The organism is Pseudomonas sp. MWU12-3088 (genome assembly GCF_023242405.1).
GTDB classification, from domain to species: Bacteria; Pseudomonadota; Gammaproteobacteria; order Pseudomonadales; family Pseudomonadaceae; genus Aquipseudomonas; species Aquipseudomonas kribbensis.
On the sequence record NZ_JALJEA010000004.1, the window covers coordinates 87,531 to 111,365 of the forward strand.

Below are 23,835 nucleotides of genomic sequence, written 5' to 3' on the forward strand. Positions count from 1 at the left end.
GACTTTCTTTATGCAGCTGTGTTGTGCAAAGTCAGGCTATGTAGCCCCGGTGTCATCGCCATGAATGTTTGGTGATGCTTATATGACAGCCCACAAGGAGCCTCTGATGACCTGGTCGACCCTGCTTGAATGTCGCGAACGCCTGCCCGCCGTTGCCGATCTGGCGGAGGGTTTCGCCACGCTGCTGCATCAACTGGGCAGCGTCACGCCGTTCGAACTGGCGGTGGCGGGAGGGCGGCGGATGGCGACGCCGGGGCTGGCATTTCTGGTGGGCTATCAGGCGGCGTTGCGCATGCTCTGGCCGAGCGCGCCGCCGAGCCTCGGTGCGTTGTGTGCGACCGAACAGCGCAGCCTGCGCCCGGCGGACATGCAGACCCGGCTCACGGATTTGCGCCTGAACGGGCAGAAGGATTTCGTCACGGCCGGCGATGCGGCGGACTGGCTGTTGATCGCGGCCCGCAGTGAGCAACCCGGTGAATCACCGCGCCTGAGCCTGGCGGTGGTGTATCCCGGCGAATCCGGTGTGCGTGTGGAAAAACTCCCTGCGCTGCCGTTGATGCCGGACATCAGCCATGGTCGCTTGCACCTCGACGACGCCCTGTGCGAACTGCTCGCCGGGGATGGTTGGGACGCTTACGTCAAACCGTTCCGCACCCTTGAAGACGTTTACGTGTTGAGCGCAATGACTGCATGGCTGTACGGCGTCGGTCAGGACAGCGGTTGGCCGCAGCCGCTGCAATTGCGCTTGCTGGCGCTATTGGCCGGTTGTGCGGAAGTCAGTCGCCAGCCGCCGAACAATCCCGCCGGGCATGTGTTGCTCGGTGGCTTGTTTGCCCAGTTCGACGGGCTTAAACCGGAGGTCGATCAGGCCTTGCGCGACAGTCATCCGGAGTGGGCGGCGATGTGGCAGCGCGACCAGGCACTGATGCAACTGGCAGCAGGCGCACGGGCCAAACGACTGGCCAAGGCGCTGGCAGCAAGCCAAAACACATCTGTCATGAACGCCGGCTAGGCTTGGCAGGTTCATCCCCAGAGCCCACACCATGTTCAAAGGCCTGTCGCTGTTTCTGCTGTTGATCAGCTTCACGGTTCAGGCCGAGCAATGGCCGGGGGAGCAGTGGCCGACCGGTCCGAAAATCGCCGGTCCGGCCGTCGAAGCACTGGAGGCCTATGCCTTCCCGGCCCGCGACGACAACACCCGCAAAGGCATCCGCACCGATGCCTTGCTGGTGATCCGCGACGGCCAGCTCATCTACGAACGCTACGCCGCCGCGACCACCGCCGACACGCCGCACCTGACCTGGTCGATCAGCAAAAGCCTGATGGCTACGGTACTCGGCGTGGCCTACGGTGAAGGTTTGTTCAAACTCGATGACCCGGCCGCAAAATATTATCCGGTGCTGGAAAAACACCCGGCCATCAAAATCCAGGATCTGCTGCATTGGGCCTCGGGCATCGACTGGCAGGAAGACTACGAATATGCCCCGCTGAAATCCTCGGTGGTGGCGATGCTCTACACCCGTGGTCATCGCGACATGGCCGCCTTCACTGCCGATCACGACAGCTACGCGCCAGCGGGTCAGGCGTTCCGCTATTCCAGCGGCGACAGCAATCTGTTGGCCGCCGCGCTGAAAACCATCGTCGGCCCGCAGCGCTATCCGGATTATCCATGGACAGCGCTTTTCGATCCGTTGGGCATTCATCACGCCACCTGGGAAACCGATGCCACAGGCACCTTCGTCGCGTCTTCCTATGCCTACCTGACGGCCCGGGATCTGGCGCGAATCGGCCTGCTGATGGAACGGGACGGGCGCTGGAACGACCGGCAATTGCTGCCCAAGGATTGGGTCGCGTTCAACCGCCAGCCCTTCACCGGCTACAAGGCTCATCAGGACGAAGCTGTTCCCGGCGGCCAGTGGTGGCTCAATCGCCCGGCGGACGGCGCTGCCTCGCCGTGGCCCGATGCACCGCCCGACACCTTCGCCGCCCTCGGCCACTGGGGCCAGGCGCTGTACGTGATCCCGAGCGAAAAACTGGTGATCGTGCGCTACGGCGATGACCGCGACGGCAGCTATCGCCACAACGAATTGCTCAAGCGCGTGCTCGGGGCGGTGCGGCCATGAAACTGTTCAGACGCATCCTGCTGGTGTTGCTTGTAGTGCTGCTGGGCTGGGGCTGGCATGAACGGGAAAACCTGTGGGCGTTCCCCGACATCATCAGTGCCTATACCGCGAAGGAATACTGCTCGTGCCGCTACGTGATGAACAATGACGCCGAATACTGTCGGGGCTACGTCAAACAGTGGTTGCCCAGCGAATTGAGCGATGACAGCGCACAAAAACTCGTCAGCGCCAGTGGCATGGGCCGTAGCAACAGCGCCCAATGGCAGGGCGAACGTCAGGGCTGTCGCCTCAAGCCCTGATCGGCAAAATCAACTACCGGTTTGCATCCCGGCTTCAGGCAGTTAAGGTTCGTGCAGGTTTATCGGCCCCACGAGTCTTCAATGTTCAACCGTTCTCTGTGCAACGCCTTCGCCGGCCTGCTGCTGGGCGCCGCTGCGCTGCCGGCCCAGGCCAACTGGTATCTGGACGGCGAGTCGTCGCGGCTGTCGTTCGTCAGCACGAAAAACGCCAATATTTCCGAGGTGCAGCGCTTTCTGGTGTTGCACGGCAAGGTCGATCCCGATGGCCGCGCCGAAGTCGAAGTCGAGCTGGACTCGATCAACAGCGGCATCCCGCTGCGCGACGAGCGCATGCGCAAGGAACTGTTCCAGATCGAGCAATTCCCCGAAGCGACCATCACCACGCAGATCGACCTGCGCCCGATCAACGATCTGGCCCCCGGCGCGCAGCTTGAATTGCGCTTGCCGCTGACCGTCAACCTGCACGGCAAACAGCATGAGTATCCTGCCGAACTGCTCGCCACGCGCCTCGATGACCGACGCTTTCAAGTGGTGACCCTGGAGCCGCTGGTGATCAGCGCCGAGGATTTCGATCTGCTGCCGGGCCTGGAAAACCTGCGCAAAATGGCCGGCCTGTCGGCCATCAGTCTGTCGGTGCCGGTGGGTGCGGTGCTGATCTTCACGGCGCGCTGACGTGCGCGGCGCAGTGTTCCCGTGGCGGGACGGCAATCGCTTCGAACTGTTGATCGACGGTCCGCAATTCTTCCCGCGCATGCTGGAGGAAATCGCCAGCGCCCGTGAGCAGATCGAACTGGAGCTGTATCTGGTGGAGGCCGGCGCCTGTGCCGAAACCGTGATTCAGGCGCTGGTGCTGGCGGCCGAGCGGGGCGTGCGGGTGCGTTGCCTGTTCGATGATTACGGCAGCCTCGCGCTCACTCTGACCCTGCGTCAGCGCCTGACCCTTGCCGGGGTCGAGCTGCGTTTCTACAATCGCTTGAGCTGGCGGCGCTGGGTCGGCAATTTCTATCGCGATCACCGCAAACTGCTGCTGGTCGACCAGCGTCTGGCGGTGGTCGGCGGCACCGGGCTCACCGACGAGTTCTGGCGGCCGGGCCACGACACCAGCGAATGGCACGAAGTGATGGTGCACATCACCGGCCCCCTGGTGCTCGACTGGCAATTGCTGTTCGACCGTCAATGGATCGCCAACCGCCATCGTCGCGCCTGGAAGCCTCACGCGAATTTCGGCCTGCCGCGATTGCCGCGCGTACCCGACACGGGCGAGGGCATGGGCCGCGTGGCCTATGCCGATGCCCGCCAGCATCGCGACATTCTGCAATCACTGTTCCGTGCCCTGAACAGCGGTCAGAAACGCGTCTGGCTGGCCACGCCGTACTTCCTGCCGACCTGGAAAATTCGCCGTTCCCTGCGCAAGGCCGCCGCCCGTGGCCTCGATGTGCGCCTGCTGCTGACCGGGCCACGCACCGATCACCCGTCGGTGCGATACGCCGGACATCGCTACTACCCGCGCCTGCTCAAGGCCGGAGTGAAGATCTTCGAATACCAGCCGTGTTTCCTGCACCTGAAAATGGTGCTGGTGGACGATTGGGTGAGCATCGGGTCGTGCAACTTCGACCACTGGAATCTGCGCTTCAATCTTGAGGCGAATCTGGAGGCGCTGGATCCGTCACTGACGGCAGCGGTGGTGGCAAGTTTCGAGAAGGACTTCGGCCTGAGTCAGCAGGTGAGTCTGGAAGAGTGGCAGCGCCGGCCGTTGTGGCGGCGGGTGAAGCAGCGGATCTGGGGGTGGGTGGATCGGGTGGTAGTCAACCTGCTCGATCGCCGGGGCTAGTCGCAGCTTTTGATCGTTCCCACGCAGAGCGTGGGAACGATCAGGGCGAGGGATTACAGCAATTCAAAACTCTGCTGCGTCACGTCCTGGGAATCCAGGCCGATCTGCACGTTGAACTTGCCAGGCTCGGCCGCGTACTTGAGCTGGGCGTTGTAGAACTTCAGGTCATCTTCGCTGATGGTGAAGTGCACGACCTTCTGTTCGCCGGCCTTGAGCATGATCTTCTGGAAGTTCTTCAGCTCCTTGACCGGACGGATCATCGAACCGGTGACGTCCTGAATGTACAGCTGCACCACGGTTTCGCCGTCACGCTTGCCGGTGTTTTTCACCGTGACACTGGCGTCGAGCTTGCCGGTGGCGTTCAGGGTGGTCGACGACAGCGCCATGTCGCTCAAGGCGAAATCGGTGTAGCTCAGGCCGAAACCGAACGGGAACAACGGCCCGGTGGTGTCATCGAAATACTGCGAGGTGTAGTTGCCCGGCTTGCCCGGCGTGAACGGCCGGCCAATGCTCAGGTGGTTGTAGTAGGTCGGGATCTGGCCCACGGAACGCGGGAAGGTCACCGGCAGTTTGCCCGACGGGTTGTAGTCGCCGAACAGCACGTCGGCGATGGCGTTGCCGCCCTCGGTGCCGCTGAACCAGGTTTCCAGGATCGCGTCAGCCTGTTCTTTTTCCTGAAGGATCGTCAGCGGACGGCCGTTCATCAGCACCAGCACCAACGGCTTGCCTGTGGCTTTCAGGGCGCGGATCAGCTCACGCTGGTTTTCCGGGATGTTCAGGTCGGTACGGCTCGACGATTCGTGGGACATGCCACGGGACTCGCCCACGGCCGCAACCACCACGTCAGCGTCCTTCGCGGCTTTCACCGCCTCGTCGATCAGCACGTTGGCCGGACGCGGGTCATCGACCACTTCCGGTGCGTCGAAGTTGAGGAAGTTCAGGTAGTCGAGGACCTTCTTGTCGCTGGTGATGTTGGCGCCACGGGCGTAGATCAGGTTCGCCTTGTCGCCGATCACGTTGCTCATGCCGTCAAACAGTGTCACCGATTGCGCCGGACGACCGGCGGCGGCCCAACTGCCCATCATGTCGATCGGGGCCTTAGCCAGCGGGCCGACCAGGGCGACTTTCGCGGTTTTCTTCAGCGGCAGGGTTTCGTTCTGATTCTTCAGCAGCACCAGGCTGCGACGCGCCACTTCGCGGGCGTCGGCACGGTGCAGTCGGCTGTCGGCGTAGGTGTCGGCCGGATCGTCTTCAGCCTTGCCGATGCGCAGGTACGGATCCTTGAACAGGCCCATGTCGTACTTGGCGGCGAGGACTTCACGCACGGCGTTGTCGATGTCTTTCTGTTCGATCTCGCCGGACTTGAGCAGCCCCGGCAGCTCTTTGCCGTACAGGGTGTCGTTCATGCTCATGTCGATGCCGGCCTTGATCGCCAGCTTCGCCGCTTCGCGACCGTCGGCGGCGACGCCGTGCTTGATCAGTTCGAAGATCGCGCCGTGGTCGCTGACCGCCAGGCCCTTGAAGCCCCATTCCTTGCGCAACAGGTCGTTCATCAGCCAGGTGTTGGCGGTGGCCGGGATGCCGTTGATCGAGTTCAGTGCGACCATCACGCCACCGGCGCCGGCATCGATCGCGGCGCGGTACGGCGGCAGGTAGTCCTGGTACATCTTCACCGGGCTCATGTCCACGGTGTTGTAGTCGCGACCACCCTCGACCGCGCCGTACAGGGCGAAGTGCTTGACGCTGGCCATGATGCTGTCGGCCGCGCTCGGCGTGTCGCCCTGATAGGCCTTGACCATGACTTTGGCGATACGCGAAGTCAGGTAGGTGTCTTCACCGAAACCTTCGGAGCTGCGGCCCCAGCGCGGGTCGCGGGAGATGTCGACCATCGGTGCGAAGGTGATGTCGAGGCTGTCGGAGGCCGCCTCTTTGGCGGCGATGCGCCCGGACTGGCCGATGGCGTCCATGTCCCAGCTCGACGCCAAAGCCAGCGGAATCGGGAAAATCGTACGGTGACCGTGGATCACGTCGTACGCGAAAAACATCGGGATCTTCAGGCGGCTGCGCATGGCAGCGTCCTGCATCGGACGGTTTTCCGGGCGGGTGATCGAGTTGAACGTGCCACCGATGTTGCCGGCGGCGATCTCTTTGCGGATCAGCTCGCGGGGCATTTCCGGGCCGATGCTGATCAGGCGCAACTGGCCGATCTTCTCGTCGAGGGTCATTTGTTTCATCAGGTTACTGATGAACGCGTCCTTGTTTTCCAGGGGTACCGGGGTCGTGGCGGCCAGTACTTGATGACTGGCCAGGCTGACGAACAGGCCCAGCAAACACAGCTTCTTCATGAATAGTTTTCTCAAGGGCCTAAACGGCGTTACAACGCCGGCCAGCCAAAATTTAGGGAGCGACTATTGTTGTTCGGGTGCTGATTCAAAAAACGACAGCCGAATGTACGTCGACAGTTTCGGCGACGTGATCGCGCAGGGCCTCTTTTTAGCCCATCGGCCCGCTGCAATCCAGTGGCGCGGGCGATTATGCCCCAAGAGCCGGTCCAGAAGGTTTCACGCTCGATCATTCATGAAATGTGCAAGGGAGCTCCCGAACGATGAATGTCAGTCCTGTCTACCGCTCGCGTTTGCAGGTCGCCACCTTGCTGGTGCTGGCCGCGTTGCTGACCGCCTGCGGCATCAACAACATTCCCACTCTCGACGAACAGGCCAAGGCCGCCTGGGGCCAGGTGCAGAACCAGTACCAGCGGCGTGCCGACCTGATCCCCAACCTGGTGGAAACCGTGAAGGGTTATGCCAAACATGAGGAGGCCACGCTGACGGCGGTGGTCGAGGCCCGGGCCAAGGCAACGTCGATCCAGGTCGATGCCAGCACCCTCGACAACCCGGAAAAACTCAAACAGTTCCAGCAGGCCCAGGATCAGCTGACCGGTGCCTTGAGCCGGTTGATGGTGGTGTCCGAACGATATCCGGACCTCAAGGCCAACCAGAACTTCCTCGCCCTGCAGTCGCAACTTGAAGGCACGGAAAACCGCATCGCTGTGGCTCGCCGGGATTTCATTCTGGCGGTGCAGAAGTACAACACCGAGATCCGCACCTTCCCTGGTCGCCTGTGGCACAGCGTGATGTACAGCGACCTGCCGATCCGCGAAACCTTCGAAGCCACCAGCCCCGGCGCGGACAAGGCCCCGGAAGTGAAGTTCTGAGCCGGTGATGCCCATGCGTGTGTTGAAGATGGGCCTGGTGCTGATGCTGTGGCTGTTCGCCGTCAGCGCCCGGGCCGAGTTGACCTTTCCGGCGCTGACCGGGCGGGTGGTGGACGATGCGCAGATGATTGAGCCGGCGGTGCGCGCGCAGTTGAGCCAGCAGTTGCAGGCCCACGAGCAGGCGACCGGCGAGCAGCTTGTGGTCGTGACGCTGCCGAACCTTCAAGGCGCCACCATCGAGGACTACGGCGTCGAACTCGGCCGGCACTGGGGCATCGGCCAGAAGGACAAGGACAACGGCGCCTTGCTGATCGTCGCCCGGGACGAGCGCAAGTTGCGCATCGAAGTCGGCTATGGGCTGGAGGATCGCCTGACCGATGCCCAGAGTTCGGTGATCATCCATCAGGTCATCACACCTGCTTTCAAAGCCGGCAATTACAGCAAGGGCATCAGCGATGGCGTGGCGGCGATGCTGGTGGTGCTGGGCGGCAATCCGCTGGACGAACCTTCCACGGTGTACGAATCGTCCGGCGATCCTTCGGACGACTTTGTCTCGCGGCATCCGGGAATTTTCGTATTTCTGGTGATGTTGTTCATCCTGACTGTTTTTGTCTGCCAGATGCTCGGTATCCTTCCCGCCGGCCGTGGTGGTTCCGGAGGAGGGGGCGGCTTCGGTGGCGGTGGTTTTGGCGGCGGCGGTGGCGGGGGCTTCAGCGGCGGCGGTGGCAGTTTCGGCGGGGGCGGTTCCTCCGGCGGCTGGTGATAACAATAATGAGCAGGCACTTCACGACATGGCATTACTGACTGAACACGAACAACGCAAGGTCGCCGAGGCCATCGCCCGGGTCGAGCGCGACACCGACGCCGAACTGGTGACGGTGCTCGCGGCCCGCGCCGATGACTACGCGTACATTCCGTTGCTGTGGGCCAGCCTGCTGGCGCTGGTGGTGCCGGGAGTCCTGCACTACCTGACCGGCTGGCTGACGATGCACAGTCTGTTGCTGGTGCAATGGGTCAGTTTTGTCGTGCTGTGCCTGGTGTTTCGTCTGCCCAAAGTCACCACTCATTTGATCCCGCGTCATGTCCGGCACTGGCGCGCTTCGAACCTGGCGCGGCGGCAGTTTCTCGAACAGAACCTGCATCACACGGTGGGCAGCACCGGCATGTTGATTTTTGTCTGCGAGGCAGAGCGGTACGTGGAGATTCTGGTGGACGAAGGGATTTCCAGACGGCTGGACGACAAGAGCTGGGACGCGATTGTCGCGGCGTTTACCGAGCAGGTGCGCCAGGGCCAGACGTTGCAGGGGTTCGTGACCTGCATCGAGGCGTGCGGCGAGTTGCTCAAGGTGCATGTGCCGGTGACGCAGGTGAGGAATGAGTTGCCGAATCGGTTGGTGGTGTTGGGATAAGCCGTTCGGGAAATTAGCCGTGCCCTCGAACGCCTTCCCCCCTAAACTAGCGGCCATTCCCGATTTGCCCGTCCGAGGCCGTTTTCTGCATGTCTGCCACCGCCGTTTCCACCCCCGATCACCACGCCCGGTTCATCGAGCTGCTGCAAACCAGCCTCGAACAGAACGGCTTCATCAAACTGGTGCTGGCCAAGTACGTCGGCGAAGAAGCGGACCTGCAGCGGATCATCATCAAACCGGTGACGGTCAAGGCGCAGCCGAATCTGTCGTTCGTGTATCGCTACAAGACCCGTGACATCACCAAGAACCTGCCGCTGGACGAGGCGGTGGCGATGATTGCCGAGTTGCTGCCGACGGCGTTCAAGAATGCGCATTTGCTCACGTTGACCGACGAAGCCCAGCTCGAATACAGCAAAAAGGGCAAGAGCTCGCTGTTCATGAGCAAACCCCAGCAATTGCGTGAAGTGCCGTCCGCCGAGCATAACCGCGAGAAAAACCGTTTCCTCGATTTGAACCGACCGTTCCTCAAGGATCTGGGCGTGACCAATGCGCAACACGAGCTGATCCCGGCGATGTCGCGCAAGTGGAAGCAGATCAACAAGTTCATCGAAGTCTTCAGCCACGCGCTGACGTCGTCGCCGCTGGCCCTGGACAAACCGGTGCGGGTGGCGGATTTCGGTTCGGGCAAGGGTTACCTGACGTTCGCCATCCATGACTATTTGCGCAACACGTTGAAGGCCGAGGGTGAAGTCACCGGCGTCGAGTTGCGCGAAGAGATGGTCAACCTGTGCAACACCGCCGCGCAGAAACTCGAACACCCGGGACTGGTGTTCAAATGCGGTGATGTGCGCAGCGTGGCGCCTAGCGAGCTGGAAGTGATGATTGCCCTGCATGCCTGCGATATCGCCACCGACTACGCGATCCACACCGGCATCCGCTCTGGCGCAGCGATCATCATGTGCTCACCGTGCTGCCACAAACAGATTCGCCTGCAGATCCAGAGCCCGGCGCTGCTCAAGCCGATGCTGCAATACGGTTTGCATCTGGGCCAGCAGGCGGAAATGGTCACCGACAGTCTTCGTGCTCTGTTCCTCGAAGCCTGCGGTTACGAGACCAAAGTGTTCGAGTTCATCTCGCTGGAACACACCAACAAAAACAAGATGATCCTCGCCGTGAAGCGCGCCGAGCCGGTGGACCCGACTCAGCTGCTGGTGAAGATTCAGGAACTCAAGGCGTTCTACCACATCAGCGAGCACTGCCTGGAAACGCTGCTGCTCGCCGATGGCCTGCTGCCGCTCAGGGCTTGAGCTGAACCCCGGCCGGTAACGTGCCCGGTTGAGCCGGGCGCACTGCGGTCTTGCGCCCGAGCATCACCGTCGCGATCACCCCGCAGGCGAACAGCCAGGTGATCGGTTCCACGTGTTCGCCAAAGAACAGCGCGGAAAACGCGATGGTGAAGAAGATCTGCAACAGCTGGATCTGACTGACCCGGGCAATGCCGCCCATGGCCAGCCCGGCATACCACGCGAAGAACCCCAGGAACTGCGAAAACAGCGCGACGTAACCGAAGGCCCACCAGGTTTTCGTCGACACGGCGCCTTGATGCTGCAACGCCAGGTACAGCACCGGGCCGATCAGCAACGGCGTCGACAGCACCAGCGCCCAGCAGATCACCTGCCAACCGCCCATTTCCCGTGCCAGGCGTCCGCCCTCGGCATAACCCAGACCGCCTACCGCAATCGCCCCGAGCATCAGCAAATCACCGGCCTGAATGCTGCCGGCGCCGGTGTACAACGCATAACCCAGCACCAGCGCACTGCCCAACGCGGCGCAGGCCCAGAAGGCTTTCGACGGCCGTTCATGGGATAGCCACGCGGCGTACAGCGCCACGCACAGTGGCTGCAAACCGTTGACCAGCGCGCCGTGGGATGCCGGCAAGGTCTGCATGGCCCACGCCGACAGCACCGGGAAACCGAGAATCACCCCGGCGATCACCAGGCTCAGGCCTTTGACCTGCTGCCAGGTCGGCCACTTTTCCCGTCGCCACAACAGCAGTAATGCCGCTGGAATCGCCGCGAACAACGCACGGCCCAGGCCATTGAGCAGCGGGTGCAGTTCCTGCACCACGATGCGGGTGAAGGGCAGGGTAAGGCTGAAAATCACCACGCCGAGCAGGCCGAGGGCCATGCCGGTGTTTTCGCGCGAAGACATGATGGCAACCAGATTCGAAAGTGGCAGGGAGGTGCATTCATCTAGCCACAAACCACGGCAACCGGGCTGTTACAGCTGGGCGCAGAGTTATCCATACAGTTTGCGAACGCCATCGCGGTCCTTGGACTACTTTGAATACTCCTGTGCATTTACCAGAGGAGTCCTGTCCATGGCCGCGAAAAAGATTCTGATGCTGGTTGGCGATTACGTCGAAGACTACGAAGTGATGGTTCCGTTCCAGGCCCTGCAAATGGTCGGGCACACCGTGCACGCCGTGTGCCCCGACAAAGCCGCCGGCAAGACCGTGCGCACCGCGATCCATGATTTCGAAGGCGACCAGACCTACAGCGAGAAGCCCGGTCACCAGTTCGCCCTGAACTTCGACTTTGCCAAGGTCGACGCCAAGGACTACGACGCGCTACTGGTGCCCGGTGGTCGTGCGCCGGAATACCTGCGGCTGAATGAAAAAGTCCTGGAACTGGTGAGGGCTTTCGACAAGGCCGGCAAGCCGATTGCTGCCGTCTGTCACGGCGCGCAACTGCTGGCGGCGGCGGGGATTCTCGAAGGACGCGAATGCAGCGCCTATCCGGCCTGTGCCCCGGAAGTACGGCTGGCCGGCGGCACTTACATCGATATCCCGGTCACGGACGGTCATGTCCAGGGCAATCTGGCCACCGCGCCTGCCTGGCCGGCGCATCCGAAATGGCTGGCCGGGTTCCTGGGGTTGCTCGGGACTAAAATCACCCTGTGACCCATCGATAAGGAGACGCAGCATGTCCGGATGGTATGAGTTGAGCAAAAGCAGCAACGGCCAGTTCAGGTTTGTGCTGAAAGCGGCGAATGCCGAAACCATTCTGACCAGCGAGTTGTACACCTCTCACAGTGCCGCCGAAAACGGTATCGCTGCGGTGCAGAGCAACAGTCCGCTGGATGAGCGCTACGAGAAGAAAACGACGAAGGACGGCCATCCTTACTTCAACCTGAAAGCGGCCAATCACCAGATCATCGGTAGCAGCGAGTCCTATTCGTCGGAGGCGGCGTGCGCCAAAGGCATTGCTGCCGTGAAGAGCAACGGGCCGACGAAGGTGGTCAAGGACAAAACCCTGCCGGTACTTTGAATCCAGCACAAAACCTGTGGGAGCGAGCTGGGTCCCACAGGTTTTTTTGTGTTGCGTGAAATCAGCGCAGGGTTTTGAGAATGGCCTGCAACTGATTGCGCCCCGCCTCGCTCAACGGGAACACCGGCAAGCGTGGATCGCCGACTTCCAGCCCGGTGTCACGCAGCCCGGCCTTGATCGTCGCCGGCAAACCACCCTTGAGGATGAAGTCCAGCAGCGGCAACTGGCGGTAGAACAGTTCCCGCGCCTTGCCCAGGTCCCCCGCCAGCGAGGCTTCGTAAAGATCCAGGTTGAGCTGCGGAATCAGGTTCGGCGCCGCCGTGCACCAGCCCTTGGCGCCGGCCGCGAAGGCTTCCAGCGCCAGCGGGTTGCAGCCGTTGTAGAACGGCACCCGGCCTTCGCCGAGCAGTTGCAGCTTGTGCATGCGCTGGATGTCGCCGGTGCTCTCCTTGACCATGGTCACGTTTTCCACGCCGTTGACGATGCGCAGGATCAGCTCCACCGACATGTCGGTGCCGCTGGTGGCCGGGTTGTTGTAGAGCATGATCGGCACGCCGATGCTGTCGCCGATGGCGCGGTAATGGGCGAGGATTTCTGCTTCGGTCAGCTTCCAGTAGGACGCCGGCAGCACCATCACCACGTCGGCGCCGTGAGCTTCGGCGAAGCGTGCGCGACGCACTGCGTTGGCGGTGGTCAGGTCGGAGACGCTGACCACGGTCGGCACCCGTTTGGCCACGTGCTTGATGCTGAATTCGGCGACCTGATCCCACTCCGCGTCGCTCAGGTAGGCGCCTTCTCCGGTGCTGCCCAGTGGCGCGATGGCGTGGACGCCGCCGGCGATCAGCCGGTCGATCGAACGGCCGAGGGCCGGCAGGTCAAGACCTTCGCCGTTGGCGCCAAACGGGGTGATGGTGTAGCCGATGATGCCGTGAATGTTGGTCATGAGAGTGCTCCGCAAGGATGAGATATTCAGTTCAGGCAATCGGCGTGCTGGCGCAGGTTCTGCCGGGCGTAGTAGTTGAAGGCTGCGGCGTGGCGTTTGGGCTTCGACACCCAGTCATGGGCCTCGCGACCCAGTTCGGGAATGATCGGTTTGATCGTCCCGGCGGCCATGGCCAGCAACTGCAGTTTCGCGGCGCGCTCGATCAATTGCGCGATGACACAGGCTTCCTCGATGGTAGTCCCGGTCGACAGCTGACCGTGGTGGGAAAGCAGGATCGCCCGTTTGTCGCCCAGTGCCCCGGCAATCAACTCGCCTTCTTCGTTACCCACCGGTACACCCGGCCAGCCTTCAAGGAACGCGCAGTCGTCGTACAGCGGGCACAAGTCCATGTGGGAAATCTGCAACGGTACTTCCAGCATCGACAGCGCGGCAATGTGCGTCGGGTGGGTGTGGATGATGCAGTTCACATCCGGCCGGGCGCGGTACACCCAACTGTGGAAACGGTTGGCCGGGTTGGCCATGCCGTGACCTTCGAGCACTTCCAGGTCTTCGTTGACCAGCAGCAGATTGCTCGCGGTGATTTCATCGAACCCCAGCCCCAGTTGCTGGGTGTAGTAAGTGCCCGGCTGCGGGCCACGGGCGGTAATCTGCCCGGCAAGGCCCGAATCGTGGCCGTTCTCGAAGAGAATCCGGCAGGTCAGGGCCAGCTTTTGCCGGTCCGTCCACGTATTATCCGCCAGGCTTTTTTGCATCTGGGTCAGTGCTTGCTTGACCAGTTGGTCTTTGGGTAGTGCTAATGTCTTCGCCATATCCGTGTCCTGTGGTGGTTGCCATGGATGACACTTAAGAGGCTATATGACACTTTGTGTCATTGGCAAGGACAAATCGTCTTTCCTTTGCTGGAATAATCGCTTCGCATGTCTATCCGTTTGAAATTATTGAGAAAAAAACTTGGCGTAACCCTTGAGGCGCTGGCCGAGAAATCCGGCATGACCAAGAGTTATCTGTCGAAAGTCGAGCGCGGGTTGAACACGCCTTCGATTGCCGCTGCGTTGAAACTGGCCAAAGCGCTGAATGTGAAGGTCGAGGAGCTGTTCTCCGAAGACAACGTCAGCCTCGACAGCTACAGCCTGGTGCGCAGCCACGAACGCCAGTCACTGGCGGCCAACGATCACAGCCCGGGTTATGCGGTGCTGGCCCATCAGGTCAGCGAGCGCAGCCTGCTGCCGTTCATCATCTATCCGCCGACTGAATTCACCGACAAGACCTTCAAGGAACATCTGGGCGAGGAATTCCTGTTCGTCCATGAAGGCCGGGTCGAAGTGGACTTCATGAACGAACGGGTACTGCTGGAGCGGGGTGACGCGCTGCACTTCAATGCGCAGAAACCGCACCGGATCCGCTCGGTGGGCGAGGAGCAGGCGCAACTGTTGGTGGTGGTGCACAGCAGCGAAGACTGAGTTGATTGGACGGACGCCATCGCTAGCAGGCTAGCTCCCACCGGGAAGTGCATTCCAGCTGTGGGAGCTAGCCTGCTAGCGATGACGCCATAAGCGTAACCACTAGACTTCGACGGGGACCGAAAGCTTCGGATTCCCCAGCGCATGGCTCTTGGAATCAAAGAACTGCAATTCGGCGCCCGTGCCCTCGAACACCTTCGCGTAATGCCGCTTCTGGTGCTGGATGAACGCCGCGCTGCGCGGGTAGATCGAGATCGCCACGGTCTTCGGTTTCGCCAGCCGCAGGGCACGCACGATGTGGCTGTCCTGCTCGCCCAGGGCGTGGCCGAAGATGCACAGGCTGTCGCCATGCTCCAGTAACTGGTCGTAGCAGAACGACAGATAATCGGAGCTGCGGATGGTCTTGAGCTTGTCCGCGCTTGGCCCTTCGTTGACGAACAGCGGCACGTCGTCGAGGGTCTTGAGCGTGTTGTTGATCGCGAAACTGCCGAGCAGCGTGCCTTCGGTGGCGGTCAGTTTGCGGGCGCTGCCGTCCTGGTTGCGGACCAGATGCAGGCCGCCGTGCAGGTACAGCAGACGCGGTTTTTCAGTGTGGCTTTCGCACAGTTCGAAGCTGGCGTCCGGGCCGTTGAACAGGTCGTCGATGGCCTCGCCCTGGTGTTGCAGGGCCCAGTAGTTGAGCAGGTCGTAATTGGTGGTGAACACCGTGCGATAACTGGCCAGTTCGCGGTTCAGGATCGTCAGGGTCGACGCTTCGACCAGTCGCCACGGAATGTGCAAATCGTGGACGGCGTTGATCAGCGCCTCCTTGATCGCGTAGTAGCGATTGCGCGGCGCGGCGGAGCTGACGGCCAAAGCCTTGTTGACCCGACTGGTGGTTTTCAGCGCGCCGAGCACCTGCTCGAAACTGCGCGTCTGCATCGCGTCGAACACGCTCAGTTCCGACGGGCTCAGCGGCTTTTCTTCCACCGTGCGGGCGTTTTCGAACAGCGAGTCGTAGCCGAAATCGTCCCACACCGCGCGGCTGGCGCCGTTGCCCACCAGCAAACCGCGAAAGTCGGTGGTGGCGCGTAACGCGTTCCAGTCTTCGAGGGTGGCGTCGACATCCAGAAAATCGGTCATTGCAAGGCACGTCTCAAAACAAGGGGCAGATGGGCGGCGACTTTATCACGAGCGGGCATTGAGCCAGATCAACATCCGCCGTGACCGATCGGTCGATCCTGTATGCATCCGCCGGATCGCAGGAGTCGATCCGGCCCCTGTCAGGAGACGCGCCATGAGCAGCACCTTTTTCATTCCCGCCGTAAACATCATGGGCAGCGGCTGCCTTGACGAAGCCATGAATGCCATCCGCAACTACGGTTTTCGCAAGGCGCTGATCGTTACCGACGCCGGGTTGGCCAAGGCTGGCGTGGCGACCATGATCGCCGAGAAACTGGCGATGCAGGACATCGATTCGGTGATCTTCGACGGCGCCAAACCCAACCCGAGCATCGCCAATGTCGAGGCCGGGCTGGCGCTGCTCAAGGACAGCCGCTGTGATTTCGTCGTGTCACTCGGCGGCGGCTCGCCCCACGACTGCGCCAAGGGCATCGCCCTGTGCGCGACCAACGGCGGGCAGATCCGTGACTACGAAGGCGTCGATCAATCGGCCAGGCCGCAACTGCCGCTGATCGCCATCAACACCACGGCCGGCACCGCCAGTGAGATGACCCGGTTCTGCATCATCACCGACGAAACCCGCCACGTGAAAATGGCCATCGTCGACCGCAACGTCACGCCGCTGCTGTCGGTCAACGACCCGGCGCTGATGGTCGCCATGCCGAAAAGCCTGACCGCCGCCACCGGCATGGACGCGCTGACCCATGCCATCGAAGCCTACGTGTCCACCGCCGCCAACCCGATCACCGACGCCTGCGCGCTGAAAGCGATGACCCTGATCAGCAACAACCTGCGTCTGGCGGTTCGTGATGGCTGCGATCTGGCGGCGCGGGAAAACATGGCGTACGCGCAGTTTCTCGCCGGCATGGCGTTCAACAATGCGTCCCTTGGCTACGTGCATGCGATGGCGCACCAGTTGGGCGGCTTCTACGACCTGCCTCACGGAGTGTGCAACGCGGTGTTGCTGCCCCATGTGCAGACGTTCAACGCGCTGGTCTGCGCCGATCGCCTCACCGATGTGGCTCACGCCATGGGCGCCGACATCCGTGGTTTCAGCCCGGAGGAGGGCGCAAAAGCCGCAATTGACGCAATCCGTTGCCTGGCCAAAGACGTCGACATCCCCGGCGGCTTGCGTGACCTCGGCGCCAAATGCACCGACATCCCTATTCTTGCCGCCAATGCCCTGAAAGATGCCTGCGGTTTCACCAATCCACGGGCGGCGGATCAGCGGCAGATCGAGGAAATTTTCCGCAGCGCGTTTTAAGCGGACTGACGATCGGGCGTGAACCTCGTGCAGAGCACCGCGCCCGCCGCCAGAACGCAACACAACAGCGACAGCGGCCACGCGTGTGGACCGGCCAGCAGGCTGGCCACCGCGCCGATCAACGCGGCCATCAATTGGTGGATGAAACCGCTCAGGGCCATCGCGTAAGCGCCCGCAATCGGCGCTCCATCGTTGGCCCGTGACAGGCTGATCGGATAGTTCAGCGACTGACCGAACACGGCGAAGCAGTAAGGCAACCAAAGCAGCCAGGCAACGGAGCTGGCCAACAGGCTGCCAGCCAGCATCACCCCGCTGCCGGCCATCACCAGGCCCACACCCAACGCCATCAACCGATGCTGACCGGTACGCAGCACAAAGCGATTGACCGCCAGCGCCCCCAGAAAATACGCCGCACTGATCGGCCAGCCCAGCAGCCCGTATTCGGTCGTCGACCAACCGAACGGGCCTTGCAGAATCAACGGCGCAGCGCTGTTGAACGCGATGATCACGCCATAACCCAGACCACCCGCGAGCGCCGGCAGAATAAACGCCCGGTGGGTCAGGATCTTTCCGTAGACCGCCCAGGGCGACGCGGTTGCGGGTGCTTCGACGAGTTTCGGAAAATTCAGGCGCGAAACAATCGCGGCCATCAACAGGCTGACCGCACCCAGCAGATAGAAGATCGCCTGCCAGCCCAGCGTCACCTGAATCAGCGAGCCGGCGTATTGCCCGATCCCGAGCGCGACGACGAACGAAATCGAAATCCACGACAACGCCTTCGCCAGCAAATCGCCCTGGAAACTGTCACGGATCAGCACCCGCGCCATCACCGAAATGCCGCTGGCGCCAATCCCCTGAAGCAGTCGCATCAGCAGGAACGACTCCAGTGTCGAACCGAGCGGCAACGCCAGGTTCGCCAGCCCATAAATCCCCAGCGCCGCCAGCAACACCGGTTTGCGCCCGATGCGTTGTGCAAGGCTGCCCCAGAGCAACATCGGCAATGCCATGCCGATCAGGTACAGCGACAAGCCCCAGGCCACCTGCGTTGCATCGACTTGCAAATGCCCGGCGATCTGCGGCAGCGCCGGCAGGTAAATGCTCATGCCCAGTTGGGCGAGGAACACGGTGGAGCAGGTGATGAGCAGGATGAGTCCGGGATTCATGAGTCGTCCGTGAAGGTTCAGCGGTCGCGATGGCCGCCGTGAGTCAGTAACAGTCCGGTGATCAAATCACAGAAATGGTGGATCAGTGTCGATTCCATGTCGGCGCGCAGGGTCACGCGGATCGCGGCTTTACCTTGAGCCACCACCGGGAAAAACACGGCGCTGGTGAAAAAACCGTGTTCGGCCAGTTCAATGGCGATTCGAGTGGCCAGGGCGGCCTCGCCGCAGTTGATCAAACGGATGGCCATGGGACTGCCGTGCTGTTCGGTGCTCACCAGACTGTCGAACAGGCGAATATTGGCCTGGAGCTGAATCTGCAACGCGCGCAGCTCTGCACTGCGATGCAGCTGGATCGAGGCAAGGCCTGCACCGATGGCCGCGCAATTGAGGCTTTGCGACCAGTTGCTCGGCCCGCCGTAACGCTGGATCAATTTCCGCTGCCGCTCATTGCCGAGCATCACCAGACCACCGCTGGCCCCGAACGATTTGGCCAGTGACGCGACGATCAGACAATCCTCTTCCAGCGCCGGCATTCTTGGCCGTACAAGACCCGCGCCGTTGCTGCCAACCGCCGACAGCGCGTGGGAGTCATCGAGATAAAGAAACAGGCCGTAACGTTCTTTCAGGTACAGCAGACCGTCCAGATTGGCCACGCCGCCCATGCTGTAGGCACCGTCGGCGATATAGGCGACCGTTGTGTGGCGCTGGCACACCGATTCGAGAAAATCCATGTCGTTGTGGGGGCAGGTCAATACCTGGGTTTCGTCGGCGCAACTGGCCTTCAGGTGATTCATCGAATAGTGAGCCAGACGATCGAACACCATCACCGGTGGACGGCCCTGGGTAAACACACCACTGGCCAACAGCGGCAGGATCCCGGCGCTCGCGGCGCTGCAGGACAGAGTGCTCAGACACACCGCGCCAAACAATTGCGACAGCTCGCTTTCGTATTGATCGAGCAGCGCCAGCTTGCAGCGGTTTTTCGAGTTGGCAACGCGCAGTGTGCCGGTTTCCCGCAGGGCCGATATGGCACCTTCAAGCAGGGCCGGGTGATGGTCGAGGCCCAGATAGGACGTGGTGCAGAAGTGATGGAACTGGCGCCCGTGCTGATCGAGCAAGTGGTTGCAGCCTTTGACTTCAACGTTGAGGGCGGCGATTTTTCCGGCTTCGGCAGCCTCCCAATCGTGGTCGGCCAGCGCGATGACTTTGCGGTAGTTGGAGAAGGTGTGGGCGGTGGTATCGGGCAGATGGTTCAAAGCAGCTCTCCTTGAGCATGGCAATCCATGGGGTGTTGCAATTTGTGTGTGTTGCCAGACTTTACAGAGAGCGATGCGGGGTCAGAATCGGCCATATCCGATAGCGCTGAGGGCTGTTGGAGATTTGCTTGTAGGGCGAAACCTCGCCGGGTTGTAAGGCGGTGAAATGCCCGACAACCCTGACAGTGAAGGGCTTACCTTTGCCCTGTTATCCAGCGGCGGTGGCGCTCTTTTCCAGCGCCGGGGAGAACTGGATCAACACCACGCCCGCCATCAGCAACACCGCGCCGAATACCCGGGGCAACGTGAGTTGCTTCTCCAGCAGCCCGAACATCCCGAAGTGATCCAGCACCATTGAAGCCAGCACCTGTCCGGCCAGTGCCAGCGCGACAAAACCCGATGCCCCGAGTTTCGGCACCAGCACCACCGCCAGTGCCACAAAACACACCCCGAACGCGCCACCGGCCCACATCCACAGCGGCGCCTTGCCGATGAACGCGAGTGACGGCAGCGGCAAGCGCAGTGCGGCAATCACCGGCAACAACACCAGCACGCTGACCAGCAATGACGCCAATGTCGCCCACAACGGATGGCCCAGCCCCCGGGCCAGGTTGGTGTTGATCGCACTTTGAAACGGTACGACGGCCCCGGCCACTGCAGCCAGCAACAACAGGCCGGCCCACTGCAACGTACTCATGATTGTTCTCCAGCAAAGGTTTTGCTGGACTCTAGGGTATTCGTCGCGCAGATTTAAATTCTGTTTTGTCATGCGGAACATGCATCAGATGAATGATCTTCGGCGCATCGATCTCAACCTGCTGGTGATCCTCGACGCCCTGCTCAGCGAGCAGCACGTCACCCGTGCGGCCGAGCGTCTGCACTTGAGTCAACCGGCAGTCAGTCATGCGTTGGCCCGATTGCGCGACTTGCTCGGTGATCCGCTGCTGGTGCGGGCCGGTTCGGGGCTGGTGCCTACCGCCCGAGCGTTGGAACTGGTTGCACCTCTGGCCGAGGCCCTGGCTCAGGTGCAATCGCTGCTGGCGCCGAACACCTTCGACCCGGCCAGCGCCCGCCGGACCTTTCGGCTTGCGATGTCGGATTACGGGGCGGCGATCATCCTGCCTGGTTTGATTCGTACGTTGCGCGCGGAAGCTCCGGGCATTGATCTGCAAATCAGCCACGCCAGCCGCGAGGGCATGGTCGAAGGGCTGCTCAACGGCGACATTGATCTTGCTGCCGGTGTGCTCCCGGAATTGCCCGGCGAGTTGTGCAGCACGCCGCTGTTCGAAGAGCGCTACGTCTGCCTGCTGGATCGCCAGGGTCTGCCCGCCGATGGTGTTCTTGACCTGCAAACTTACCTTTCCCGTCCCCACGTCCTGCTGGAAATGCGCGGCAGCGGCACCCCGGAAATCGAACGTACCCTGACCGCCCTGCGCGAACGCCGCCGAGTCGCCGTCAGCCTGCCGCACTGGAGCGTCGCGCCGCAGTTCATCAGTGGCACGGATCTGATCCTTACGGTGGCTTCGCGGGCGTTGAAGGATGTGGATGACGACTCGCTGATCGTCGTGCCGCCGCCGTTCGAGATCGCACCATTTACCTTTGTCTCGGCGTGGCACAAGCGGCGGGGTGGGGATCAGGCGTTGAACTGGTTGAATCGGCGGATCGGGGAGGGGATAGTGCGCGGCTGAAACTTTAAGGAGCGGGGCGTGACAGTGAAGTCTGGAGTGATGGGGTGTCTGGCGCTGTGTGGGGCGTTGATGGCGGGGCAGGTTTTGGCTGATTGTGTGCCTGAGCCTGTGACGGGGGAACTGGACTATTCCGTGTGCAAGGAGTGGCCGGCGTATCCGGGGCTGACTATTGGCGCCAAGGCTCTGTTTAAGCGCAAACCTACGCCGGGTGATGTCGACTCGAACGGCATCTATGACTTCGACTTGTCAGTTTTTCAGGACAGCAAAACAGAGCCACTTGCTACCTATCACCAAGCCGCTGCGTTTGAGCAGAATGGTGTGGCGGTGTATGAGCTGACTCTTGATACTGCCCGTTACAAGCTCACTTCCGACCTTCGAGCGTTTGGTGTCCGAGTGCGGCTTTCAAACGGATCTCGCCTTACTCCGGTGGATGAAACTCAGCTTTCGCTCTACGTGAGAGAAGGCGAAAAACTACGCCCGGTCCTGCGCCAGTTGGTTGTTTCTGAATATGGCGGCGAATGGGATGGCAATTGCGACAGCCAGCGCTTTGAAATTTCGAGGACAGTCGAAATCGCTAAAACCAGCTCCCATGGTTATGCGGATTTGATCGTCAGAACCCAGCAAACAAATACGACCAGTGTGGGAGAAGGGGATGCCTGCGAAGATAAAACCAGTGTCAGCAGCCCTGAACTGACAACCCTTCGCTACGACGGAAAATCCTACGTATTGCCTAAAGGTTTCCAGGCCATCGAGTGATACAGATCCAACGCGACTTTTATCAAGGAAGAACAATGCTCACCCCAACCCGACTTTTCATCGCCCTCGGCTTTCTGGCCGTCACCGCTTCAGCTCAGGCTCAGGTTTCCTGCGTCACCAAGGATTTCGACGACCAGTCAATGGCGCGCTGCAAAACATGGCCAGCGTTCAAGAATCAGGCGATTGCCCTCAAATCCACCTACGTGCCGGATACTGGTAGTGACGATGCCGGTTTGTTTGATCTGGATTTGGCGATCATCGATACCAGCAACTGGAAGACGCTGGCGACGTACGCGAAGCCCGGTGCCTACAACTCCGATGCCATTCGTTTCACCGATTTGTTGGTCGATACCGCTCGCTATCGACTGGCCCCGGATGTTCGCGCGTTCGGGCTGCGGTCAAAGTTCTCGCACAGTTCAAGTGCCATCCCCTACGAAAAAACCGACCTCACACTTTATGTACGCGAGGGTAATAAACTGCGCCCGGTACTGGATGGCCTGGTGGTCTACAAGAATAACGGTGAGTGGCTGGAAAACTGTGTGGGTGAAGGTCAGCAAATTCGCCGCACCGTGGAAATCGGCCCGACCAGCCACAACGGTTATTCCGACCTGATCATCACCTCAAGCGGCACAGCAATGAAAACCTTCAAATCCGGCAAGGAATGCGTTTCCCAGGATTCCCCGCTGAAGAAAACCCAAATCACCCTGACCTACGACGGCAAGCAATACACCATCCCCGAAGACCTCCGAGGTTACTGACCGATGCTCACCGGCCTCAACCACCTGACCCTCGCCGTCAGCGACCTGGATCGCAGCCTCGCGTTCTACCGCGACGTCCTCAAGCTGCGAGTCGAGGCCACGTGGGACGCCGGTGCCTACCTGTCGCTCCCGGGCCTGTGGTTGTGTCTGTCCCTCGATGCGCAACGCCAACCCGAGCCCGCCGCCGACTACACCCACTACGCCTTCAGCCTCGGCGCTGCGGATTTCCCGCTGTTCGTGCAGCAGCTTCGTGCCGCGAACGTGCAGGAGTGGCGCGACAACCGCAGCGAAGGTGCGTCGTTCTACTTTCTCGACCCGGACGGTCACAAGCTCGAAGCCCATGTCGGCGATCTGGCCTCGCGACTGGCCGCGTGTCGGCAAAAGCCCTACGCGGGGATGCGTTTTTTCAACGAGTCGTGAATATTCACAAACCGCTGGGATAGACTGGCGGCCACGTTTTCCGGCGCTTGCAGGTATTCCATGACTCCATCGTTGCTTATGGCCGTGCTGGCCTCGGGTTTTATCTACGGCATCACGCCGGGGCCGGGTGTGCTGGCGGTGTTCGGCATCGGTGCCGCGCGCGGTCGTCGGGCCGGGGCGGGTTTCCTGTGCGGGCATCTGCTGGGCGATGTGATCTGGTGCAGCACCGCGCTGATCGCGATTGTCGGCGCCCGGGAAATCGGCAGCACCGCGTTCGATGTGCTCGGCGTACTCAGCGGCCTGTACCTGTTCTGGCTCGGCTGGCGCGCGGTGCGGGCCAAGCGCAGCAACGGTGATCAGCCCGAGGGTGCGGCGCGTCAGCCGTTCTGGCACGGCATCCTGTTCGGCCTGACCAACCCCAAGGCCTACCCGGTGGCGGTGGCGACGTTCACCGCGCTGCTGTCGAGCCGCGCCGAACTGCTCAACTGGTCGATGCTGCCGATGCTGATCGCCTTGAGCTTCCTGGGCGGATTGCTCGCCTACGCTATTCTCATTGGCGTTGTCGGCGCCCGTCAGGTGCGTACGCTGTATCAGCGCCATGAACTGGCCATCACCCGGTTGTGCGGGGTAATGTTCATCGGTTTCGCCATCAATGCTCTGGTGCACGCGTTGCCGGGGCTGATGCCGAGTAAGACTTGAAAAAAATCGCTGGGATGCGAGGTCGAGGTCAGGGACGGTTGATCAGTGCTGCATTGCCCGGA

Annotated in this window: 26 protein-coding genes; 18 read left to right on the forward strand and 8 right to left on the reverse strand. The window is 61.4% G+C overall.

Features of this window, described 5'->3' with window-relative positions; all coding sequences use genetic code 11:
- The first annotated feature begins 106 nt into the window (after positions 1-106).
- From M5B98_RS11920 to M5B98_RS11940, 5 genes are all read left to right on the forward strand, one after another.
- Entirely contained in the window at positions 107-1,012 is a 906-nt protein-coding gene (locus tag M5B98_RS11920) for an acyl-CoA dehydrogenase family protein (protein WP_248742798.1), read from the forward strand.
- A 31-nt stretch (positions 1,013-1,043) separates the two neighbouring features.
- The gene (locus tag M5B98_RS11925; RefSeq protein WP_248742799.1) at positions 1,044-2,123 is read left to right on the forward strand and encodes a serine hydrolase domain-containing protein; all 1,080 of its coding nucleotides are present in this window, start codon (positions 1,044-1,046) and stop codon (positions 2,121-2,123) included.
- The gene (locus M5B98_RS11930; RefSeq protein ID WP_248742800.1) at positions 2,120-2,422 is read left to right on the forward strand and encodes an amidase; all 303 of its coding nucleotides are present in this window, start codon (positions 2,120-2,122) and stop codon (positions 2,420-2,422) included. Before M5B98_RS11925 ends, M5B98_RS11930 begins: the two co-directional genes overlap by 4 nt.
- An 81-nt stretch (positions 2,423-2,503) precedes the next feature.
- A complete protein-coding gene (locus M5B98_RS11935) occupies positions 2,504-3,094 on the forward strand; it encodes a YceI family protein (protein WP_134825748.1) in 591 nt (196 codons plus the stop codon).
- A 1-nt stretch (position 3,095) separates the two neighbouring features.
- Complete coding sequence (locus M5B98_RS11940) at positions 3,096-4,253, forward strand: phospholipase D-like domain-containing protein (RefSeq protein WP_248742801.1); 1,158 nt, start codon at positions 3,096-3,098, stop codon at positions 4,251-4,253.
- 53 nt (positions 4,254-4,306) lie between these two features.
- Here M5B98_RS11940 and bglX read toward each other — a convergent pair whose 3' ends face one another.
- Positions 4,307-6,598 carry a beta-glucosidase BglX gene (gene bglX, locus M5B98_RS11945; RefSeq protein ID WP_248738071.1) on the reverse strand — a complete coding sequence of 764 codons (2,292 nt, stop codon included), beginning with the start codon at positions 6,596-6,598 and terminating at the stop codon, positions 4,307-4,309.
- Positions 6,599-6,858: 260 nt separating this feature from the next.
- On the opposite strand from bglX, the gene M5B98_RS11950 reads away from it, so the two are divergent.
- From M5B98_RS11950 to M5B98_RS11965, 4 genes are all read left to right on the forward strand, one after another.
- A complete protein-coding gene (locus M5B98_RS11950) occupies positions 6,859-7,467 on the forward strand; it encodes a LemA family protein (RefSeq protein WP_085712991.1) in 609 nt (202 codons plus the stop codon).
- Positions 7,468-7,480: 13 nt separating this feature from the next.
- Positions 7,481-8,230: a TPM domain-containing protein gene (locus tag M5B98_RS11955; RefSeq protein WP_248742802.1), complete on the forward strand. Its 750-nt coding sequence runs from the start codon at positions 7,481-7,483 to the stop codon at positions 8,228-8,230.
- Positions 8,231-8,258: 28 nt separating this feature from the next.
- On the forward strand, positions 8,259-8,876 hold the full coding sequence (locus M5B98_RS11960; protein WP_248742803.1) for a TPM domain-containing protein: 618 nt from the start codon (positions 8,259-8,261) through the stop codon (positions 8,874-8,876).
- Between the two features lie 89 nt (positions 8,877-8,965).
- Positions 8,966-10,183, forward strand: coding sequence for a class I SAM-dependent methyltransferase (locus tag M5B98_RS11965; protein WP_248742804.1), 1,218 nt, complete (start codon positions 8,966-8,968; stop codon positions 10,181-10,183).
- Here the strand turns inward: M5B98_RS11965 and M5B98_RS11970 are convergent.
- Positions 10,173-11,087, reverse strand: a complete 915-nt coding sequence (locus M5B98_RS11970; protein WP_248742805.1) for a DMT family transporter — start codon at positions 11,085-11,087, stop codon at positions 10,173-10,175. The genes M5B98_RS11965 and M5B98_RS11970 overlap by 11 nt on opposite strands.
- Positions 11,088-11,256: 169 nt before the next feature.
- Between M5B98_RS11970 and M5B98_RS11975 the strand changes: the two genes are divergently transcribed.
- Positions 11,257-11,838 (forward strand): DJ-1/PfpI family protein, encoded by a 582-nt coding sequence (locus M5B98_RS11975; protein WP_007957909.1) that lies wholly within the window; start codon positions 11,257-11,259, stop codon positions 11,836-11,838.
- Between the two features lie 22 nt (positions 11,839-11,860).
- Complete coding sequence (locus M5B98_RS11980) at positions 11,861-12,205, forward strand: YegP family protein (RefSeq protein WP_248742806.1); 345 nt, start codon at positions 11,861-11,863, stop codon at positions 12,203-12,205.
- A 61-nt stretch (positions 12,206-12,266) separates the two neighbouring features.
- Here M5B98_RS11980 and M5B98_RS11985 read toward each other — a convergent pair whose 3' ends face one another.
- Positions 12,267-13,148 (reverse strand): dihydrodipicolinate synthase family protein, encoded by an 882-nt coding sequence (locus M5B98_RS11985; RefSeq protein WP_248742807.1) that lies wholly within the window; start codon positions 13,146-13,148, stop codon positions 12,267-12,269.
- Between the two features lie 26 nt (positions 13,149-13,174).
- On the reverse strand, positions 13,175-13,957 hold the full coding sequence (locus M5B98_RS11990) for an aldolase (RefSeq protein ID WP_134825758.1): 783 nt from the start codon (positions 13,955-13,957) through the stop codon (positions 13,175-13,177).
- Positions 13,958-14,065: 108 nt separating this feature from the next.
- Here M5B98_RS11990 and M5B98_RS11995 point away from each other — a divergent pair, with 108 nt between their 5' ends.
- A complete protein-coding gene (locus M5B98_RS11995) occupies positions 14,066-14,608 on the forward strand; it encodes a helix-turn-helix domain-containing protein (protein ID WP_085729963.1) in 543 nt (180 codons plus the stop codon).
- 102 nt (positions 14,609-14,710) lie between these two features.
- Here M5B98_RS11995 and M5B98_RS12000 read toward each other — a convergent pair whose 3' ends face one another.
- Positions 14,711-15,730 (reverse strand): DUF4917 family protein, encoded by a 1,020-nt coding sequence (locus tag M5B98_RS12000; protein ID WP_248742808.1) that lies wholly within the window; start codon positions 15,728-15,730, stop codon positions 14,711-14,713.
- A gap of 154 nt (positions 15,731-15,884) precedes the next feature.
- Here M5B98_RS12000 and yiaY point away from each other — a divergent pair, with 154 nt between their 5' ends.
- Positions 15,885-17,033, forward strand: a complete 1,149-nt coding sequence (gene yiaY, locus M5B98_RS12005) for an L-threonine dehydrogenase (RefSeq protein ID WP_248742809.1) — start codon at positions 15,885-15,887, stop codon at positions 17,031-17,033.
- Here yiaY and M5B98_RS12010 read toward each other — a convergent pair.
- The 3 genes from M5B98_RS12010 to M5B98_RS12020 form a co-directional block, all read right to left on the reverse strand.
- Positions 17,030-18,196, reverse strand: a complete 1,167-nt coding sequence (locus M5B98_RS12010; protein WP_248742810.1) for a multidrug effflux MFS transporter — start codon at positions 18,194-18,196, stop codon at positions 17,030-17,032. The two genes, yiaY and M5B98_RS12010, sit on opposite strands and share 4 nt — an antisense overlap.
- Before the next feature lie 17 nt (positions 18,197-18,213).
- The gene (locus M5B98_RS12015; protein ID WP_412548539.1) at positions 18,214-19,443 is read right to left on the reverse strand and encodes an aminotransferase class I/II-fold pyridoxal phosphate-dependent enzyme; all 1,230 of its coding nucleotides are present in this window, start codon (positions 19,441-19,443) and stop codon (positions 18,214-18,216) included.
- A gap of 217 nt (positions 19,444-19,660) precedes the next feature.
- Positions 19,661-20,149: a DMT family transporter gene (locus M5B98_RS12020; protein WP_248742812.1), complete on the reverse strand. Its 489-nt coding sequence runs from the start codon at positions 20,147-20,149 to the stop codon at positions 19,661-19,663.
- 79 nt (positions 20,150-20,228) lie between these two features.
- Between M5B98_RS12020 and M5B98_RS12025 the strand changes: the two genes are divergently transcribed.
- Genes M5B98_RS12025 through M5B98_RS12045 form a run of 5 tightly spaced genes read left to right on the forward strand, consistent with a single transcriptional unit; the run spans position 20,229 to position 23,773 of the window.
- Positions 20,229-21,140, forward strand: a complete 912-nt coding sequence (locus tag M5B98_RS12025) for a LysR family transcriptional regulator (RefSeq protein ID WP_248742813.1) — start codon at positions 20,229-20,231, stop codon at positions 21,138-21,140.
- 18 nt (positions 21,141-21,158) lie between these two features.
- The gene (locus tag M5B98_RS12030) at positions 21,159-21,896 is read left to right on the forward strand and encodes a hypothetical protein (protein WP_248742814.1); all 738 of its coding nucleotides are present in this window, start codon (positions 21,159-21,161) and stop codon (positions 21,894-21,896) included.
- Between the two features lie 35 nt (positions 21,897-21,931).
- Positions 21,932-22,654, forward strand: a complete 723-nt coding sequence (locus tag M5B98_RS12035) for a hypothetical protein (protein ID WP_248742815.1) — start codon at positions 21,932-21,934, stop codon at positions 22,652-22,654.
- A 3-nt stretch (positions 22,655-22,657) separates the two neighbouring features.
- On the forward strand, positions 22,658-23,074 hold the full coding sequence (gene fos, locus M5B98_RS12040) for a fosfomycin resistance glutathione transferase (protein ID WP_192553032.1): 417 nt from the start codon (positions 22,658-22,660) through the stop codon (positions 23,072-23,074).
- Between the two features lie 60 nt (positions 23,075-23,134).
- Positions 23,135-23,773 (forward strand): LysE family translocator, encoded by a 639-nt coding sequence (locus M5B98_RS12045; protein ID WP_248742816.1) that lies wholly within the window; start codon positions 23,135-23,137, stop codon positions 23,771-23,773.
- The last annotated feature ends 62 nt before the right edge of the window (positions 23,774-23,835 follow it).

What these genes read in the sequence shown, in the direction of transcription:
- M5B98_RS11920 (WP_248742798.1), top strand. Translation starts at nt 107, where the DNA reads ATGACCTGGTCGACCCTGCTTGAATGTCGCGAACGCCTGCCCGCCGTT.
- M5B98_RS11925 (WP_248742799.1), top strand. Translation starts at nt 1,044, where the DNA reads ATGTTCAAAGGCCTGTCGCTGTTTCTGCTGTTGATCAGCTTCACGGTT.
- M5B98_RS11930 (WP_248742800.1), top strand. Translation starts at nt 2,120, where the DNA reads ATGAAACTGTTCAGACGCATCCTGCTGGTGTTGCTTGTAGTGCTGCTG.
- M5B98_RS11935 (WP_134825748.1), top strand. Translation starts at nt 2,504, where the DNA reads ATGTTCAACCGTTCTCTGTGCAACGCCTTCGCCGGCCTGCTGCTGGGC.
- bglX (WP_248738071.1), bottom strand. Translation starts at nt 6,598, where the DNA reads ATGAAGAAGCTGTGTTTGCTGGGCCTGTTCGTCAGCCTGGCCAGTCAT.
- M5B98_RS11950 (WP_085712991.1), top strand. Translation starts at nt 6,859, where the DNA reads ATGAATGTCAGTCCTGTCTACCGCTCGCGTTTGCAGGTCGCCACCTTG.
- M5B98_RS11955 (WP_248742802.1), top strand. Translation starts at nt 7,481, where the DNA reads ATGCGTGTGTTGAAGATGGGCCTGGTGCTGATGCTGTGGCTGTTCGCC.
- M5B98_RS11960 (WP_248742803.1), top strand. Translation starts at nt 8,259, where the DNA reads ATGGCATTACTGACTGAACACGAACAACGCAAGGTCGCCGAGGCCATC.
- M5B98_RS11965 (WP_248742804.1), top strand. Translation starts at nt 8,966, where the DNA reads ATGTCTGCCACCGCCGTTTCCACCCCCGATCACCACGCCCGGTTCATC.
- M5B98_RS11970 (WP_248742805.1), bottom strand. Translation starts at nt 11,087, where the DNA reads ATGTCTTCGCGCGAAAACACCGGCATGGCCCTCGGCCTGCTCGGCGTG.
- M5B98_RS11975 (WP_007957909.1), top strand. Translation starts at nt 11,257, where the DNA reads ATGGCCGCGAAAAAGATTCTGATGCTGGTTGGCGATTACGTCGAAGAC.
- M5B98_RS11980 (WP_248742806.1), top strand. Translation starts at nt 11,861, where the DNA reads ATGTCCGGATGGTATGAGTTGAGCAAAAGCAGCAACGGCCAGTTCAGG.
- M5B98_RS11985 (WP_248742807.1), bottom strand. Translation starts at nt 13,148, where the DNA reads ATGACCAACATTCACGGCATCATCGGCTACACCATCACCCCGTTTGGC.
- M5B98_RS11990 (WP_134825758.1), bottom strand. Translation starts at nt 13,957, where the DNA reads ATGGCGAAGACATTAGCACTACCCAAAGACCAACTGGTCAAGCAAGCA.
- M5B98_RS11995 (WP_085729963.1), top strand. Translation starts at nt 14,066, where the DNA reads ATGTCTATCCGTTTGAAATTATTGAGAAAAAAACTTGGCGTAACCCTT.
- M5B98_RS12000 (WP_248742808.1), bottom strand. Translation starts at nt 15,730, where the DNA reads ATGACCGATTTTCTGGATGTCGACGCCACCCTCGAAGACTGGAACGCG.
- yiaY (WP_248742809.1), top strand. Translation starts at nt 15,885, where the DNA reads ATGAGCAGCACCTTTTTCATTCCCGCCGTAAACATCATGGGCAGCGGC.
- M5B98_RS12010 (WP_248742810.1), bottom strand. Translation starts at nt 18,196, where the DNA reads ATGAATCCCGGACTCATCCTGCTCATCACCTGCTCCACCGTGTTCCTC.
- M5B98_RS12020 (WP_248742812.1), bottom strand. Translation starts at nt 20,149, where the DNA reads ATGAGTACGTTGCAGTGGGCCGGCCTGTTGTTGCTGGCTGCAGTGGCC.
- M5B98_RS12025 (WP_248742813.1), top strand. Translation starts at nt 20,229, where the DNA reads ATGCATCAGATGAATGATCTTCGGCGCATCGATCTCAACCTGCTGGTG.
- M5B98_RS12035 (WP_248742815.1), top strand. Translation starts at nt 21,932, where the DNA reads ATGCTCACCCCAACCCGACTTTTCATCGCCCTCGGCTTTCTGGCCGTC.
- fos (WP_192553032.1), top strand. Translation starts at nt 22,658, where the DNA reads ATGCTCACCGGCCTCAACCACCTGACCCTCGCCGTCAGCGACCTGGAT.
- M5B98_RS12045 (WP_248742816.1), top strand. Translation starts at nt 23,135, where the DNA reads ATGACTCCATCGTTGCTTATGGCCGTGCTGGCCTCGGGTTTTATCTAC.